At 57.1% G+C, this 15,589-nt stretch carries 15 protein-coding genes and 1 pseudogene; 5 read left to right on the top strand and 11 right to left on the bottom strand.

Features of this window, described 5'->3' with window-relative positions; genetic code table 11:
* Positions 1-2: 2 nt before the first annotated feature.
* Positions 3-1,157 carry an MFS transporter AraJ gene (gene araJ, locus R0140_RS12620; protein ID WP_048268470.1) on the bottom strand — a complete coding sequence of 385 codons (1,155 nt, stop codon included), beginning with the start codon at positions 1,155-1,157 and terminating at the stop codon, positions 3-5.
* A 278-nt stretch (positions 1,158-1,435) separates the two neighbouring features.
* Here araJ and R0140_RS12615 point away from each other — a divergent pair.
* The 4 genes and pseudogenes from R0140_RS12615 to R0140_RS12600 all read left to right on the top strand — a co-directional run bounded on the left by R0140_RS12615 (position 1,436) and on the right by R0140_RS12600 (position 3,454).
* Positions 1,436-1,862 (top strand): annotated as a pseudogene (locus tag R0140_RS12615) (VOC family protein).
* 86 nt (positions 1,863-1,948) lie between these two features.
* Positions 1,949-2,767 carry a polyphosphate kinase 2 gene (gene ppk2 / locus R0140_RS12610; protein ID WP_012541603.1) on the top strand — a complete coding sequence of 273 codons (819 nt, stop codon included), beginning with the start codon at positions 1,949-1,951 and terminating at the stop codon, positions 2,765-2,767.
* A 178-nt stretch (positions 2,768-2,945) separates the two neighbouring features.
* Positions 2,946-3,131 (top strand): hypothetical protein, encoded by a 186-nt coding sequence (locus R0140_RS12605; protein WP_025711567.1) that lies wholly within the window; start codon positions 2,946-2,948, stop codon positions 3,129-3,131.
* A complete protein-coding gene (locus tag R0140_RS12600) occupies positions 3,128-3,454 on the top strand; it encodes a CcdB family protein (RefSeq protein WP_032740519.1) in 327 nt (108 codons plus the stop codon). The genes R0140_RS12605 and R0140_RS12600 overlap by 4 nt, the downstream gene beginning before the upstream one ends.
* A 52-nt stretch (positions 3,455-3,506) precedes the next feature.
* Here the strand turns inward: R0140_RS12600 and fdnI are convergent, their stop codons facing one another.
* The 3 genes from fdnI to fdnG are packed head-to-tail and all read right to left on the bottom strand — an operon-like array spanning position 3,507 to position 8,099.
* Positions 3,507-4,163 carry a formate dehydrogenase-N subunit gamma gene (gene fdnI / locus R0140_RS12595; protein ID WP_032740518.1) on the bottom strand — a complete coding sequence of 219 codons (657 nt, stop codon included), beginning with the start codon at positions 4,161-4,163 and terminating at the stop codon, positions 3,507-3,509.
* Positions 4,156-5,040, bottom strand: a complete 885-nt coding sequence (fdxH, locus tag R0140_RS12590) for a formate dehydrogenase subunit beta (protein ID WP_032740517.1) — start codon at positions 5,038-5,040, stop codon at positions 4,156-4,158. Before fdxH ends, fdnI begins: the two co-directional genes overlap by 8 nt.
* Positions 5,041-5,051: 11 nt before the next feature.
* Complete coding sequence (gene fdnG / locus R0140_RS12585; RefSeq protein ID WP_089503828.1) at positions 5,052-8,099, bottom strand: formate dehydrogenase-N subunit alpha; 3,048 nt, start codon at positions 8,097-8,099, stop codon at positions 5,052-5,054.
* Positions 8,100-8,324: 225 nt separating this feature from the next.
* On the opposite strand from fdnG, the gene yddG reads away from it, so the two are divergent.
* Entirely contained in the window at positions 8,325-9,203 is an 879-nt protein-coding gene (gene yddG / locus R0140_RS12580; protein ID WP_023297693.1) for an aromatic amino acid DMT transporter YddG, read from the top strand.
* Here yddG and R0140_RS12575 read toward each other — a convergent pair.
* The 7 genes from R0140_RS12575 to R0140_RS12545 all read right to left on the bottom strand — a co-directional run bounded on the left by R0140_RS12575 (position 9,200) and on the right by R0140_RS12545 (position 15,448).
* Complete coding sequence (locus R0140_RS12575) at positions 9,200-9,973, bottom strand: 1,6-dihydroxycyclohexa-2,4-diene-1-carboxylate dehydrogenase (RefSeq protein WP_023297694.1); 774 nt, start codon at positions 9,971-9,973, stop codon at positions 9,200-9,202. The two genes, yddG and R0140_RS12575, sit on opposite strands and share 4 nt — an antisense overlap.
* A gap of 9 nt (positions 9,974-9,982) precedes the next feature.
* A complete protein-coding gene (gene benC, locus R0140_RS12570) occupies positions 9,983-10,999 on the bottom strand; it encodes a benzoate 1,2-dioxygenase electron transfer component BenC (protein WP_032735739.1) in 1,017 nt (338 codons plus the stop codon).
* Between the two features lie 9 nt (positions 11,000-11,008).
* The gene (benB, locus tag R0140_RS12565) at positions 11,009-11,494 is read right to left on the bottom strand and encodes a benzoate 1,2-dioxygenase small subunit (RefSeq protein WP_317704039.1); all 486 of its coding nucleotides are present in this window, start codon (positions 11,492-11,494) and stop codon (positions 11,009-11,011) included.
* On the bottom strand, positions 11,494-12,876 hold the full coding sequence (locus R0140_RS12560; protein WP_012541595.1) for a Rieske 2Fe-2S domain-containing protein: 1,383 nt from the start codon (positions 12,874-12,876) through the stop codon (positions 11,494-11,496). The genes benB and R0140_RS12560 overlap by 1 nt, the downstream gene beginning before the upstream one ends.
* A 109-nt stretch (positions 12,877-12,985) precedes the next feature.
* Positions 12,986-13,912, bottom strand: coding sequence for a catechol 1,2-dioxygenase (catA, locus tag R0140_RS12555; RefSeq protein ID WP_048268472.1), 927 nt, complete (start codon positions 13,910-13,912; stop codon positions 12,986-12,988).
* Between the two features lie 69 nt (positions 13,913-13,981).
* Positions 13,982-14,272: a muconolactone Delta-isomerase gene (gene catC / locus R0140_RS12550; RefSeq protein ID WP_048268473.1), complete on the bottom strand. Its 291-nt coding sequence runs from the start codon at positions 14,270-14,272 to the stop codon at positions 13,982-13,984.
* Between the two features lie 12 nt (positions 14,273-14,284).
* Entirely contained in the window at positions 14,285-15,448 is a 1,164-nt protein-coding gene (locus tag R0140_RS12545; RefSeq protein ID WP_165455206.1) for a muconate cycloisomerase family protein, read from the bottom strand.
* Positions 15,449-15,589 lie beyond the last annotated feature (141 nt).

Below are 15,589 nucleotides of genomic sequence, written 5' to 3'. Positions count from 1 at the left end.
CGTTAGCAAGCTTGTCGGCGCTGATGGCAGCCATAGATGAGCAAGGCGCTCATCGCCAGAAACGACAGCGTGGCGGCAGGAAGCGCCACGCTGTTCCAGCCAAAGCCCTGGGCAATCATCATCCCGCCGCAGAAGGCGCCGATGGCGCTGCCGAGGTTGAAGGCAATCTGCCCTCCTGCCGCCCCCAGCATCTCGCCGCCTTTGGCGTTCTGCAGCAGCAGGATCTGCAGCGGCGCCGACAGGGCGAATAGTCCCGCGCAGCAGATAAACGCCAGAGTCAGCGAAGCGACTTTATGCTCACCGAAGGCAAAGATCAGCAGCAGCGTCACGGCAATGACCCCGTCGGTTATGGCCGCAATACGCAGCGGGCTGAAGCGTCCGGAAATTTTGCCGCTGAACATATTACCGACCACCATTCCCAGCCCCGCCAGCATCATAATCAGCATCATCCTGCTTTCGGCAAAGCCGGAGACATTGAGCATAAAGGGCTTAATATAGCTGAACCAGGCAAACACGCCGGCGTTGCCAAACATGGTGGCGGCAAAAATCAGCCACGGCGCCGGGGAGGCCAGAAAACGGAACTGCTCGCGCAGCCGGGTGCTGGTACGATCATAGAGGGTGGGTACCCAGCAGAAAATAGTCATCAACACGGCGACGTTAAACACCGCGATTAGGGCAAAGGTATAGCGCCAGCTGAAGTGATGCCCAAGCCAGGTGCCGCCGGGGACCCCCACCAGGTTAGCCACCGTCATCCCGCCGATCATCCCCGCCACCGCGGCGGTCACCTTCCCCGGCGGCGCGATTTTCGACAGGATTATCGCCCCAACGCCAAAGAACGCCCCGTGGGGAAAACCGGAAACCAGGCGGCCAAGCGCCAGCATGGCGTAGCTACTGGAGAGGGTAAACAGGGTATTGCCGAGAATACACAGGGCAGCGAGAAACAGCATCACCGATTTCAACGAAAACCGGCTGGAGAGCAGCGCCATGATCGGCGCGCCGATCACCACGCCGAAGGCATACCAGGCAATCATATTGCCGGCGGCGGGGATCGACATCCCGACATCGTGCGCCATATCCGGCAGCACGCCCATAATGCCAAATTCCGCCATGCCGAGTCCGAAGGTGCCCAGCGCCAGTGAAAAAATCGTTTTTTTCATACATCTTATAGGGGTATTGAGAGACGGCCGGCATTATTGACCATCCCGCCCCGACACACCAGCTAAAAACGCCCGACGGCAGTTTCCTCCATACAACGGCCTGATTCGTTCATGCTCGCCGCCCGCACGGCCGGCCATCATCGAGCCGGCGACGGCGTGGCTTAGCAATGACCCTCCCCTATTAAAATCAGTGGGCTCAAAGCGATAAACGCCCAATTGATCTCAACTTAACTTGAGGTTGTAAAGTCTCCCCATCATTCACCTCTGGAGAATCATCGATGCACACTGTTGATGTCGGTTTTACCCATGTCGCCTTTACCGTCCGCTGTCTGGCCAGCAGCATTGATTTTTATACCCGCTATACCGCGATGACCGTCATTCACCAGCGCGAGCTCAGCGCGTAAGGTGGCGTGGCTCAGCGATCGCACCCGGCCCTTCGCTCTGGTGCTGGTGCAGAGTGACGATCCGGCCGACACGCCGCTGGGCCCGTTCGGCCATCTCGGCGTCGCCTGCGCCACCCAGGCGGAGATCGATGAGAAGGTCGCTCAGGCGCGGCGGGAAGGCGTTTTGCGGCGGGAACCGGAACAGCTGGGCGATCCGGTGGGATACTTCGCCTTCTTTGCCGACCCGGACGGTAACACCCTCGAGCTGTCATGGGGGCAGCGGGTGGGGCTGGAAGTCATTGCGGCGGGGAACGCCAGCTAGCCCGTCCCCTGCACGAATATTTTCCACCGCCTCGCCGGCGAAGGATTACACTTCAAAGGGATACCTCGGCAACACGGAGCATGGCGATGGGTAATAAGAAAAACGGTAATCCGGTCGACGCGGCGGTGAAGACCGCCCCGCTCGACAATAAAGCGTATGAGAAGGCGTTGCGCAAACTCCATGTTGAGCTGGTGAAACTGCAGCGCTGGGTGGTGCATAAAGGGCTGAAGGTGTGCATCGTCTTTGAAGGCCGGGACGGCGCCGGCAAAGGCGGCACCATTAAGGCGATCACCGAGCGCGTCAGCCCGCGTATCTTCCGGGTCGTCGCCTTGCCCTCACCCACCGAGCGTGAGAAAAGCCAGCTCTATTTTCAGCGCTATATCAAGCACCTTCCGGCTGCTGGCGAGATTGTGATTTTCGATCGCAGCTGGTACAACCGCGCCGGCGTCGAACGGGTGATGGGCTTTTGTACGCCGGAGGAGGTGCAGAAGTTTCTCGACGGTGCGCCGATGGTGGAGCGCGGCATGGTCGAATCGGGCATAATTCTGCTCAAGTACTGGCTGGAGGTCTCTCCGCAGGAGCAGGAGCGCCGCCTGCGGGATCGCATCGACGATGGTCGTAAAATCTGGAAGCTCTCGCCGATGGACATTAAGTCTTTCAACCGCTGGGATGAATATACCGCCGCCCGCGACGCCATGTTCGCCGCCACCGATACCGCCTGGGCGCCGTGGTTCGTCGCCCGCTCGGAGGATAAAAAGCGCGTACGTCTGAATATCATCACCCATCTGCTGTCGCAGATCCCCTATGAAGCTTTACCGGTGGAGCATGTGACGCTGCCGAAGCGCAAAATTGGCAAAATGAAACAGACCAATTTCCCCTTCCGCTTTATTCCCGAGAAGTTCTGATTATTCCTCGCCGCGCTGGTTAATACCAGCGCCAGGTTTATTACCACAACCATGAATATTTCAGGCTATTACTTTCCTCTGGAAGCGGCCTCGCAAAATAAACATTAAAGTTGCTGCTGGGATTTATTTTTTAGTGAGTAAAGTGAATAATCACAGAACCAACCGCAAGGAGCCGATGATGAAAAGTAATACGCTACGTAAAAGACCCACTGACGTACCCGTCCAGAAGGCGTCAGCACAGCCAGGTAAGGATTTACGAGAAGCAGATAAACAGCGACAGCACAAGGAATTCATTGCCGCAATGAATGAATTTATTGCAAAAGGAGGCACTCTTACTGATGATGAATTTTTCAGGGTACTATGATGCTTGAACAATTCAATGTTTATCGAAATTGTTCTGCTCAGACAAATAAAACCCTGCCGTATTATATGATCGTGCAGAATGATTATTATGCAGACCTGGTCACGAGAGTCATTATTCCTTTAATGCGAACACAACAGTTACCACGCTGGCATCAGCATGTCGTACCAAGGATAAATATAGAATTTGACAGCTTTTTACTTTGTACGCCAATGATCAGTAACTTAAATAATAAACGGATCCAGCCACAGGATTTCGTCTGCAATCTGAGTCATGCGCGCCAGGGCGTTATCGATTCAATCGATACACTTATCACGAACTGCTGACTGCCGGGAACCCGCTCCGACATCTCCGGAGCGGGTTTTGCGCCGTGAAGGCTTACTTCATCCCTTCGCGACTCTCTTTCATCGCCTCCAGGCGTTCGACATCGCGATACCAGCGCGGGTGATGTTTCTTCGCCCAGCGGCGGCTCACCTTGCCTTCGATCATGCCTTTAATCGACCCTTTCACCCAGAATGCCATATACATATGGATGAGGATCGCGTGGATCAGGATAATCGCCGACGTCGCATGAATCAGCAGGCTATAGCGAATCACCTGAATCGGGAAATATGCCGCGAAATACGGCCGCCAGATAATCACCCCGGTCACCAACAGCACGAAAATCATGCTCATAATGGTCCAGAACATCATCTTCTGCCCGGCGTTATATTTCCCGACGCGCGCGACCTTATGTTCGTTGCCTTTCAGCACCTCCACGATACCTTTCAGCCAGGGGATATCCTGTTTATCTGGAATATTGTGGTGGACAAAACGCACAAACATAAACATCAGCGCGACAAAAATCAGCACCCCAAAGAACGGGTGCAGGATACGCCCCATCTGCGGGGTGCCGAAGGTTTCCGTTAGCCACTGCAGCGTCGGGAAGAAAAACGATATTCCCGACAGTGCCACGAGGAAGAAACAGATAACCACCGTCCAGTGACAGGCGCGATCGATAAACGTCGTGCGCACAATCATCTTCGATTTACTCATCATGCTCCTCCTCGTCGTCATCAACTTCCTTGTTCGGCCCGATACCGATGTAGTGGTAGATAAGCCCGGCGAAGGTGGCGATAAAGCCCGCCGCCGCCAGCGGTTTCAGCGCCCCCTTCCACAGACTGATACTGGTATCGATCTGCGGTTCCTTCGGCAGCTTGTGATACAGCTCCGGCTGGTCGGCATGATGCAGGACGTACATCACGTGGGTGCCGCCTACGCCCTGCGGGTTGTAGATCCCGGCGTTGGCATAACCGCGTTTTTTAAGCTTATCCACCCGCTCCTCGGCCACCTCCAGCATCTCTTTTTTCGTGCCGAAGTGGATCGCGCCGGTAGGACAGGTTTTCACGCAGGCCGGTTCCTGACCGACGCTGACCCTATCCACACACAGCGTGCATTTATAAACCCGGTTATCCTCTTTATTGAGGCGCGGAATATTAAACGGACACCCGGCAATGCAGTAGCCGCAACCAATGCAGTTTTCCTGCTGGAAATCGACGATGCCGTTGGCGTACTGAATAATCGCCCCGGCGGAGGGGCAGGCTTTCAGGCAACCCGGCTCCTCGCAGTGCATACAGCCATCCTTGCGGATAAGCCACTCCAGCTTGCCGTTCTGTTCGGTCTCGCTAAAGCGCATGACCGTCCAGGACTTGGCGCTGAGATCCGCCGGGTTGTCATACACGCCGACGCAGTGCCCCACTTCATCGCGAATGTCATTCCACTCGGAACAGGCCACCTGGCAGGCTTTACAGCCTACGCAGGAGGAGACATCGATAAGCTTGGCGACTTCGGCCTTATAGTCCCGCGCGCGTGGCGCGGGAGTTATCGGGTTGGTCGCGGAGCGTTTAATAATGTCTTGTGTTTCCATCGCCATTGAATCGCTCCTTACGCTTTCTCGATGTTGACCAGAAACGCCTTATACTCCGGCGTTTGCGAGTTGGAATCGCCGACGTTAGGCGTCAGGGTGTTGGCGATATAGCCTTTACGGGCCACGCCTTCAAAGCCCCAGTGCAGCGGGATCCCGACGGTTTCGACCTGCTGGCCGTTGACGTTCAGCGTGCGCAGTCGGCGGGTCACCACGGCAACCGCGCGAATAAAGCCGCGTTTGCTGCTGACTTTCACCCAGTCGCCGTTGGCGATACCTTTGCTTTTCGCCAGCCCTTCGCTGATTTCGACAAACTGTTCCGGCTGCGCGATGGAATTGAGCAGCGCATGCTTGGTCCAGGTGTGGAAATGCTCGGTCAGACGATAGGTGGTGCCGACATACGGGAACTTATCCTTCTTACCCAGGCGGATGGCGTCCTCTTCATACAGACGCACCACCGGGCTGGAGACCACCTTCGGGTGCAGCGGGTTGGTGCCAAGCGGGGTTTCCATCGGCTCGTAGTGCTCCGGGAACGGCCCTTCCGCCAGTTTATCGAGCGCAAACAGGCGGCCAAGTCCCTCCTGCTGCATGATAAACGGCCCGGTGTTGCTCCCCGGCGGCGCAGTATTGAAGTCCGGAATATCATTTCCGACCCACTTGCTGCCGTTCCACTGGATCAGCATCCGCTTCGCATCCCACGGCTTGCCGTTAATATCAGCCGAAGCGCGGTTATACAGCACCCGACGATTGAGCGGCCACGCCCAGGCCCATCCCAGCGTATTGCCCAGGCCCGAAGGATCGGCGTTATCACGATTCGCCATCTGGTTACCCTGCTCGGTCCAGCTGCCGGTATAGATCCAGCACGACGACGCGGTGCTGCCGTCATCGCGCAGCAGCGCGAAGCTATTGAGTAGTTGGCCTTTTTTCGCCAGCAGAGCGCCATTTTGATCGTAGAGATCCGCCAGCGCGTAGCCGTTGTTCTCTTTAGCCACTTCTGCCGATTCCGGGTGATCTGGCTGCTTATAGCTCCAGCTCATTTTCAGCAGCGGTTCCGCGCCCTTCCCGCCTTCGCGACGGTACAGCTCGCGCAGACGATGATAGATCCCAGCCAGGATTTCGCCATCGTTGCGCGCTTCCCCCGGTGCGTCCTGGCCTTTCCAGTGCCACTGCAGCCAGCGACCGGAGTTGGCGATCGAGCCATCTTCTTCAGCAAAGCAGGTCGACGGCAGACGGAAGACTTCGGTCTGAATCGCGGCCGGGTCGACATCATTAGACTCGCCGTGGTTCTGCCAGAAGGTCGAGGTTTCGGTCACCAGCGGATCGATAACCACCAGATACTTCAGCTTGCTGAGACTGCGGACCACTTTGTTTTTGTCCGGGAAGGACGCTACCGGGTTGAAGCCCTGACAGATATAGCCAGTGACGTTGCCGTTATCCATCATATTGAAGTACTTGATAACGTCGTAGGCCTGATCCCATTTCGGCAACCAGTTGAAGCCCCAGTCATTCTCTTTCTGCGCCGCCTCGCCATAGAACGATTTCATCAGGCTGACGAAGAATTTCGGGTAGTTGCTCCAGTAGTTCACCTGGTCGGGCAACGTCGCTTTCGGCGTGTTGGCGCTAAGATAACTTTGCAGATCGCTCTGTTTATCGGATGGCAGCGTCAAATAACCCGGCAGACTGGTCGACAACAGGCCCAAATCGGTCAGCCCCTGAATATTGGAGTGGCCGCGCAGCGCGTTGACGCCGCCGCCGGCCATGCCCATATTGCCGAGCAGCAACTGGATCATCGCCATGGTGCGGATGTTCTGCGCGCCGACGGTGTGCTGCGTCCAGCCCAGGGCATACAGGAAGGTGGTGGTGCGGTCCGCGGCGCTGGTTGACGCCAGCACCTCACACACTTTAAGGAAGTCCGCTTTCGGCGTACCGCAGATATTCTCCACCACTTCCGGCGTGTAGCGGGAAACATGCTGCCTGAGCAGATTCCACACGCAGCGCGGATGGCTGAGCGTTTTATCGCGTTTGGCGTAGCCGTTTTCATCGAACTGGTAGTTCCAGGACGATTTATCGTACTGACGTTTTTCGGCATCGTAGCCGCTGAACAGGCCCTCTTCGAAGGCAAAATCATCCCGCACCAGCAGACTGGCATTGGTGTAATGCTTCACGTACTCGGCATTGATCTTATTATTTTCGATCAGGTACAGCAGCACGCCCGACAGGAAGGTAATGTCGGTACCGGAACGAATCGGCGCATAGATATCGGCCACCGACGCGGTACGCGTAAAGCGCGGGTCGACGACGATAAGCGTGGCATCGTTATTGTTTTTCGCTTCCATCGCCCAGCGGAATCCCACCGGATGCGCTTCGGCGGCGTTGCCGCCCATCACCACCACGACGTTAGCGTTTTTGATATCAACCCAGTGGTTGGTCATCGCACCGCGACCAAATGTTGGAGCAAGACTTGCTACCGTTGGTCCGTGTCAGACGCGTGCCTGGTTGTCTACCGCCAGCATGCCGAGCGAACGCACAAATTTTTGCGTCAGCATGCCAGTCTCATTGCTTGCCGCCGAGGCGCACAGCATGCCGGTGGAAAGCCAGCGGTTAACCGTCACGCCCTGCTCGTTCTTTTCAATAAAGTTGGCGTCGCGGTCGGCTTTCATCAGTCTGGCGATGCGGTTAAAAGCTTCATCCCAGGAGATGCGCTGCCATTTATCCGAGCCCGGGGCGCGGTATTGCGGATAACGCAGGCGGTTTTCACTGTGGACATAGTCCAGCAGGCCTGCGCCTTTCGGGCACAGCGCGCCGCGGCTCACCGGATGGTCCGGGTCCCCTTCAATATGGTAAATCGCTTCTTTGGCGTTTTTCGCGCCGTCGCCGAGGCTATACATTAATAGCCCACAGCCCACGGAGCAGTAAGTGCAGGTGTTGCGGATCTCTTTCGCACGCAGCAATTTGAAATTGCGTGCCTGAGCCAGCGCCATTTTAGGGGCAAAGCCCAGGGCGGCGGCTGTGGTTCCGGCCATACCGCCTGCGCAGATCTTAAAGAACTTTCTGCGGCTGACGTCCATTGCATTCCTCCATGCAGGATGTTGATTCATCGCGCGGAGGAAACTAACAGCAATACCTTTGTTTTATTTGCGTCAAATCAAGGTCGAAAACGCTCGCCCCCTTAATAGTCAGCGGCGACGAGTTTGACTAATACCAAAGAGTTAACGCCGGCGGGAAATATCGACCATCGACCGGCAAAAGATGTTATAAATTCCGGCTGCGTTTGCGTCACTATCAGGTTAAATATGCAAAAAAAGAGAGCGACATCAATCGGCTTCGCCGCCATTATCTTATGGAGCACGATGGTCGGATTGATTCGCGGCGTCAGCGAAGGGTTAGGCCCGGTTGGCGGCGCGGCGATGATTTATAGCCTCAGCGGCCTGCTGCTCATTTTTACCGTTGGCTTTCCCAACCTGCGCCAGATCCCGCGCCGCTATCTGCTGGCTGGCAGCGTGCTGTTTGTCAGCTATGAAATCTGCCTCGCCCTGTCGCTGGGGTTTGCCGCCACTCGCCAGCAGGCCATTGAAGTGGGGATGGTCAATTACCTGTGGCCCAGCCTGACGATTTTGTTCGCCATTCTCTTTAATGGCCAGAAAAGCAGCTGGCTGGTGATCCCCGGCTTATTGCTGGCGCTGTTCGGCGTGAGCTGGGTACTTGGCGGCGAGCACGGGCTCAACCCCGAGGAAATCATCAATAACGTGGTGTCCAGCCCGCTGAGCTACATTCTGGCATTTGTCGGGGCGTTTATCTGGGCGGCGTACTGCACGGTGACCGCGAAGTACGCCAAAGGTAAAAATGGCATTACCCTCTTTGTCCTGTTAACCGCCCTGACGCTATGGCTGAAATTTCTCGCCAGCGACCAGCCGCCGATGCTCTTTAGCTGGCCGGTAGTCATTAAGCTGATCACGGTCTCCGTGGCGCTGGGGCTGGCTTACGCGGCGTGGAACGTCGGCATCCTGCACGGCAACGTCAGCCTGCTGGCGGCCGCGTCGTACTTCACGCCAGTGCTCTCTTCCGCGCTGGCGGCAGTCCTGCTCAGCGCCACGCTATCGTGGTCCTTCTGGCAGGGCGCCGGGATGGTGTGTCTCGGCTCCCTGCTCTGCTGGTACGCCACCCGCCGCTAACCGAGATCGCCCCCCGCCACCGGTAGCGTCACGCCGGTGATATAGCTGGCTTCATCGCTGGCGAGAAACAGGATCGCGTTCGCCTGTTCCGCCAGCGTGCCGTACCGGCGCATCAGACTGCTCGCCACCGTCTGATCGACCACCTGCTGATACCACGCCTTTTCCTGCTCGCTCGGCTGCTCATCGTTGCGCGGCGTCAGGCGCGGCGGCGCCTCCGTCCCGCCTGGCGCGACGGCGTTAATCCGAATGCCGCTGCCGCTGTACTCCATGGCAATCGACCGGGTCAGCGCATTCACGCCGCCTTTCGCCGCCGAGTAAGGCACCCGGTTCACTCCTGCCGTCGCCACCGACGAGATATTGACGATGCTGCCTTTCCCCTGCTTCAACATCCAGGGGAGCGCCGCACGGCAGCCCCACAGCGTGGGGAACAGCGAGCGGCGGATCTCTTTCTCAATTTGTTCTGGCTGATATTCAGCGAAAGGTCGCGCCCAGATGGTGCCGCCGACATTGTTGATGAGCACGTCGAGGCGGCCAAAATGAGCGACCCCGGCGGCAAACGCCTGTTCAGTACTCTGCCACTGCTCAAGGTCAGCCTCCAGCGCCAGTACCTGACTTCCGGCCTGGGCTAAAACGGCAGCCAGTTCGTGCACGTAAGGCGAGCGGTCAATCAGCAACAGGGCGGCGCCTTCAGTTGCCGCCTGCTCCGCGGTCTGGCGACCAATGCCCTGCGCCGCGCCGGTAATAGCGACGACTTTATCGGTAAAACGCATCATGCCTCCTTATGCCGCCGCGCTCTGGCTGGCGATAAATTTCTCATACCAGAACCCTGCCGGGGAAATTCCTCTGTCGCGCAGCGCCGTGGCGACCGCGTTCACCATCGGCGGCGGCCCACAAAGATAGATATCGACGTCGCCGTTATTCAGCATGGCGTCATCCAGATGGTCGGTCACAAAGCCGCGCTGCGGGCAGGTACTGTTTTCATCCGCCACCACCGGCAGCCAGCGATATCCCGTCAGTTGTTGGTTAAACGCATCCAGCGCGTCGGTTTTCACCAGATCGCAATCGCGGGTCACGCCGTACAGTAGCGTTACCGGGCGCTGACTGCCCTGTGTTTGCAGGGTATGTAACATGGAGAGCAGCGGCGCCAGCCCGGTGCCGCCCGCCAGCATGAGCAGCGGGCGTTCGCCGCTGCGCAAATAGAAGCTGCCCATGGGGCCGCTGAGGGTCAGGCGATCGCCGGGCCGCGCCTGCTGGGTTAACCACTGGCTCATCATGCCGCCAGGCACGTTACGGATCAGAAAACGCCCTTCGAGAGAACCCGGCAGCGAGCTAAATGAGTAGGCGCGCACATGAGGCGTGCCCGGTACCTGAATGTTAATGTACTGTCCCGGCAGAAAAGCCAGCGGCTCATCCAGCGCGACCACCAGTTCGATGGCGGTATCGGACAGACAATTCACCTGTCGTACCTGCGCCCCGGTGTTGGTCAGCGCGGTTTTGCACTGGGCGGCGGCCACCGGCACGTCGATCACACAGTCGCTGGTCGGGACCATCTGGCAGGTCAGCACCTGGCGGGCCTGCGCTTCGTCGTCGCTTAACGCCTCGTCGAGATAATCCTCCCCCAGATCGTATTCACCGCTGGCGCAGTGGCATTTGCAGGTGCCGCAAACGCCGTCCGAGCAGTCCATCGGCAGATTCACCTTCTGGCGATAGGCGGCATCCAGCACCTTCTCCCCGGCATGGCATTGAATAAAGCGGGTAATGCCGTCCTCAAAATTAAGAGCAATATTGAAGGTCATAAGCGCCTCTTAAATGTGGTAAACGTCAATCACCTGACGGATATAATCGTTATTCAGGCGCACGGTTTTGCGCACGATCTGCGGTCTGCCGTCCTGCTCAATTAGCGTGCAACAGGTAGAGCCGAAATAGGTATCCGTGTGTTGATAGCGGTGGCTCCAGGTGACCCAGTTGTAGCGCACCTCCAGCCCCTCGTCGCTTTCGCCCATCAGTTCAACATTGCTGATGATGTGGGTGGTGCGCGGCTCCGGCGTACTGGCGCCGGAACGTTCGGTTTTAATGCGATAGACGCGATCTTCCAGGCCTTCACGGTTGGGATAATAGATAAGGGAAATCTCTTTTTGCGGGTCGCGCGTCAGCTGGTCATCGTCGCCCCACGCCGGCATCCAGTAGACCACCTGCGGACTGTAACAGCTCAGCCATTCGTCCCACTGACGATCATCCAACAGGCGGGCTTCGTAATAGAGAAACTGGCGAACGTGTTCGAGATTCAACATCAGGCCACCTCCACGCGCTGGGTAATCGACTGGTCGTAACGCTGCTGTTCCTGTTCCAGCGCCGCCAGCATGACCGTTTGCCAGTGATGGTGATGGGCGATGTACAGCGCTTCATCTTCTGATTTCACCCCGCTGAGTCGTGGCGTGAAACCGGCATGTTTGGCGTGCTCATCCGGGCCGTCGACCCAGCGCAGCGCACCGCGGCTCAGATCGCTCCATGGCAGATTTTCGCCGAGATAGCCGCGCTGACAGGCGCTGAACTCTTCCAGATCGTCCGGCGTCCCCATCCCGCTAACGTTAAAGAAATCTTCATACTGGCGGATGCGTAGCGCCCGCGCCTGGTCTGATTCACCTTTTGGCGCAAAACACCAAATGGTGACTTCGGTTTTATCGACCGCAATCGGGCGGATCACGCGGATCTGGGTAGAAAACTGATCCATCAGGTAGACGTTGGGGTACAGGCACAGGTTGCGGGTTTCATTGACCATCTGGTCGGCGCGTCGTTCGCCAAATTCCGCCTGCAGACGCTCGCGGTGGGCATACACCGGGCGCACTTCCGGGTTCAGCGCCCGGGTCCACAGCAGCATGTGGCCATTGTCAAAACCGTAGCCGCCGCCGACGCTCTTTGACCAGCCGTTGGCGTCAACCGCATGCGTCCCCTCCGCTTCATAGTTGCGGCGCGACATGGTTGAGGCATAGTTCCAGTGCACCACGCTGACGTGATAGCCATCGGCGCCGTTCTCCGCGCCCAGCTTCCAGTTGCCTTCGTATACATAGCTCGACGAGCCCTTCAGCACTTCCAGGCCGTCCGGCGCCTGATCGACGATCAGATCGATGATTTTGCGGGTTTCGCCGAGATAGGCCTCCAGCGACTGCACGTCCGCATTGAGGCTACCGAATAAGAAACCGCGGTAAGACTGAAAACGCGGCAGTTTTTGCAGATCGTGAGACCCTTCCTGTTTGAAGGTGTCAGGATAGGCGCCGGTGCTCTCATCTTTGGCTTTTAATAATTTGCCGTTATTGCTGAAGGTCCAGCCATGAAACGGACAGGTAAATGAGTTTTTATTTCCGGTTTTGCGTCGGCATAACATAGCCCCGCGGTGGGCGCAGCTATTAATTAATGCATGCAATTCATTCTTTTTATCGCGAGTAATAATAACCGGCTGCCGTCCCAGCGTCAGAGTATAATAATCTCCCGGCTCGGCAATCTGGCTTTCATGGGCGAGAAAAACCCAATTTCCTTCGAAGATATGTTTCATTTCAAAATCAAATAACTGCTGGTCGGTAAATATAGAGCGGTGGCAACGGTAAATATGATTTTCACGGTCGACAATTAACGCGTTGTTAATTTTGTCTTTAAGCGCTGATAGCGTTTTTTGCATGAGTCAGTCCCTCCTGCAGGATTCAGGATGAAAGAAACAGGGTGAATTTGTCGTTTTCGGGTGCAATGTCTGGCCCGGGCAGCGGCGTGCCCGGGGCCGATAATACCGGTTACTCTTTGGCGCGCAGGCGCGAGCCGCGGTGCTCTTCGTCGGCGTTCAGGGCTTTACACAGGGTGAAATCAAAACAGACCTCGGTGTGCTCTCCCTCAAGATCGCGCTGCGCGATGGTCTCGCGGTCGCTCACTTTTACCGGGTCGGCAATCAGACCGTCGCGGGTAGCAAAGGCAAAATCATCCCACAGATATTTATCGCCGCTGAGGTTAATCTGGCTGGTCAGATGCTTATAGCCCGGGGCGGAGACGAAGAAGTGAATGTGCGCCGGACGGTTGCCGTGGCGGCCTAACTGATCCAGCAACTTCTGGGTTGGACCATCCGGCGGGCAGCCGTAGCCGGACGGCATGATGCTGCGCACGCTGTAGCGGCCATCGGCGCCAGTGCGGATCCGGCGACGGAGGTTGTAGTCGCTCTGGCTTTTATCGAAAAACGAGTAGTTACCCAGGGTATTGGCGTGCCAGATATCAACGATGGCGTTAGCGATCGGCTGGCCCTGATTATCTTTAACCTGACCATGCAGCCACATTACTTCCCCGGCATCTGCGCCATCATCCATCCGGGCGTGGCTGTCGGCCAGCGGCGCATTGGCCACATACAGCGGCCCTTCGATGGTGCGCGGGGTGCCGGTTTCCCGGCGCGCCGCCGCATCAATGGCGTCCTGACGCAGGTCGAGGAAGTGCTCAAGACCCAGCCCGGCCGCCAGCAGCGCCGCTTCCTGACGCCCACCCAGCTCGTGTAGATAGTTCACCGCGTGCCAGAACTCTTCTTCTGTGACGTTATAGTCATCGATCAGCGTGCAGATATTCTCCAGCAAACGGTGGACAATGGCTTTAAAACGTTCATTACCGCCAGGGACATTTAACCCCGCGCCTTCACGTAATAATTTCTGCACGGCTTCTTGTTGTACGAAAGCATTACTCATAATTATTCTCTCTTATCGTTGTAGGATATTTGCCGGGTGTTCCCGGCATGAGGTCAGATGTTATTATTATTAGCTATCGTCTTCACGAACAGACGAGGGATGACGGCACAGCGCCTCGACGCGAATATCCATAAAGGGATACAGCGGCAATCCCATTAAAATTTGATGTAACTCTTCGGCATCTCGAACATCGAAAATGCTGACATTGGCGTAAAGACCGGCGACGCGCCAGATATGTCGCCATTTGCCTTCACGCTGTAATTGTTGCGAATAGGTTTTTTCGCGTTGTTTAATTTCATCCGCTTCGGCGGCAGGAAAACCGAGCGGAATATTAACGGTCATCTCCACTTTAAATAGCATTATTTTCTCCTGTTATGCTTTACGGGAATAGAAGCGCAGCTTGTCTTCATCCAGCTCCACGCCGAGCCCTGGCGTCTGCGGGAGCGCTACCTGACCATCGGCAAAGGTGAGTGGCACGCTGACAATATCGTCTTTGAGGAGCAGCGGGCCGAACATCTCGGTACCCCACTGCAGCGGCAGCGTCGACCAGGCGTGCAGAGACGCAACGGTACCGACGGTCCCTTCCAGCATCGTGCCGCCATACAGGCCAATCCCCGCCGCCTGGGCGACGCGGGCCAGCGCCAGCACGCTATTCGGTCCCCCGGCTTTGGCGATTTTCAGGGCATAAGCGCCGGTAAAGCCCTGCTGCGCCAGTTGATAACCATCGTAGGCAGTCGCGACCGCTTCATCCGCGAGGATCGCGGTTTCGATTTGCTGGCTCAGGCGCACCAGTGCAGCATTGTCGTGGGCGCTGACCGGCTGTTCGATAAGATCGACGCCCATCGCCGCCAGCTCGCGACAGCCCTTCGCGCCGGTCGCGGCGTCCCAGGCCTGATTAACGTCAACGCGAATGCTGGCGCGATCGCCTAAGGCTTCCACAATGGCCCGGGTATGACGCAGGTCGGTGGCTAATTCCCGTGCGCCAATTTTCAGCTTGAACGCCTGATGACGGCGCTCGGCTAACAGCTTTTCCCCTTCGGCGATATCTTTCGCGGTATCGCCGCTGGCTAAGGTCCACAGCACCGGCAACGACGTTTGCAGCGCCCCGCCGAGCAGCGCCGATACCGGTAGCCCTAAAGCTTTGCCCTGGGCATCAAGGAGTGCGGTTTCAATGGCAGACTTTGCGAAAGTATTGCCTCTAATGGCGCTGTTCATACGCGCCGTCAGCGCATTCAGGTTATCGGCCGGCAGCCCTTTCAACAGCGGCGTCAGATAATGGGTTATCGCCGACGAGATAGCCTCCGGGCTCTCGACGCCATAGCTCAAACCACCAATGGTGGTGGCTTCGCCGATGCCGCAGATGCCGTCGGAGCGGGTAAGCCGCACGATCACCAGCGTCTGGCAGCCCATGGTGGTCATCGATAACTTGTGTGGCCGGATGGTCGGGACATCCACTATCCAGCTCTCAATACGTTCTACGGTGGCGGTCATTTTCGGTTCCTGATGAGATGTATAACTTTTTGTACCCACATCCATAACGGGGAGGTGTGTGCCATTGACAATAGGGTTCAGCCTGGCGGCTGGTCAACGGCGATAATCGAAATGTTGTGCGATTATCGGCACGTTTGTTAAAAGGCAGTTAATAATGTGATCGCGGTGGTAAAACCGGCACAATTC

Source organism: Klebsiella sp. w6 (assembly GCF_033100215.1).
GTDB lineage: Bacteria > Pseudomonadota > Gammaproteobacteria > Enterobacterales > Enterobacteriaceae > Klebsiella > Klebsiella variicola.
This window is presented reverse-complemented; position numbering and strand designations above follow the sequence as displayed.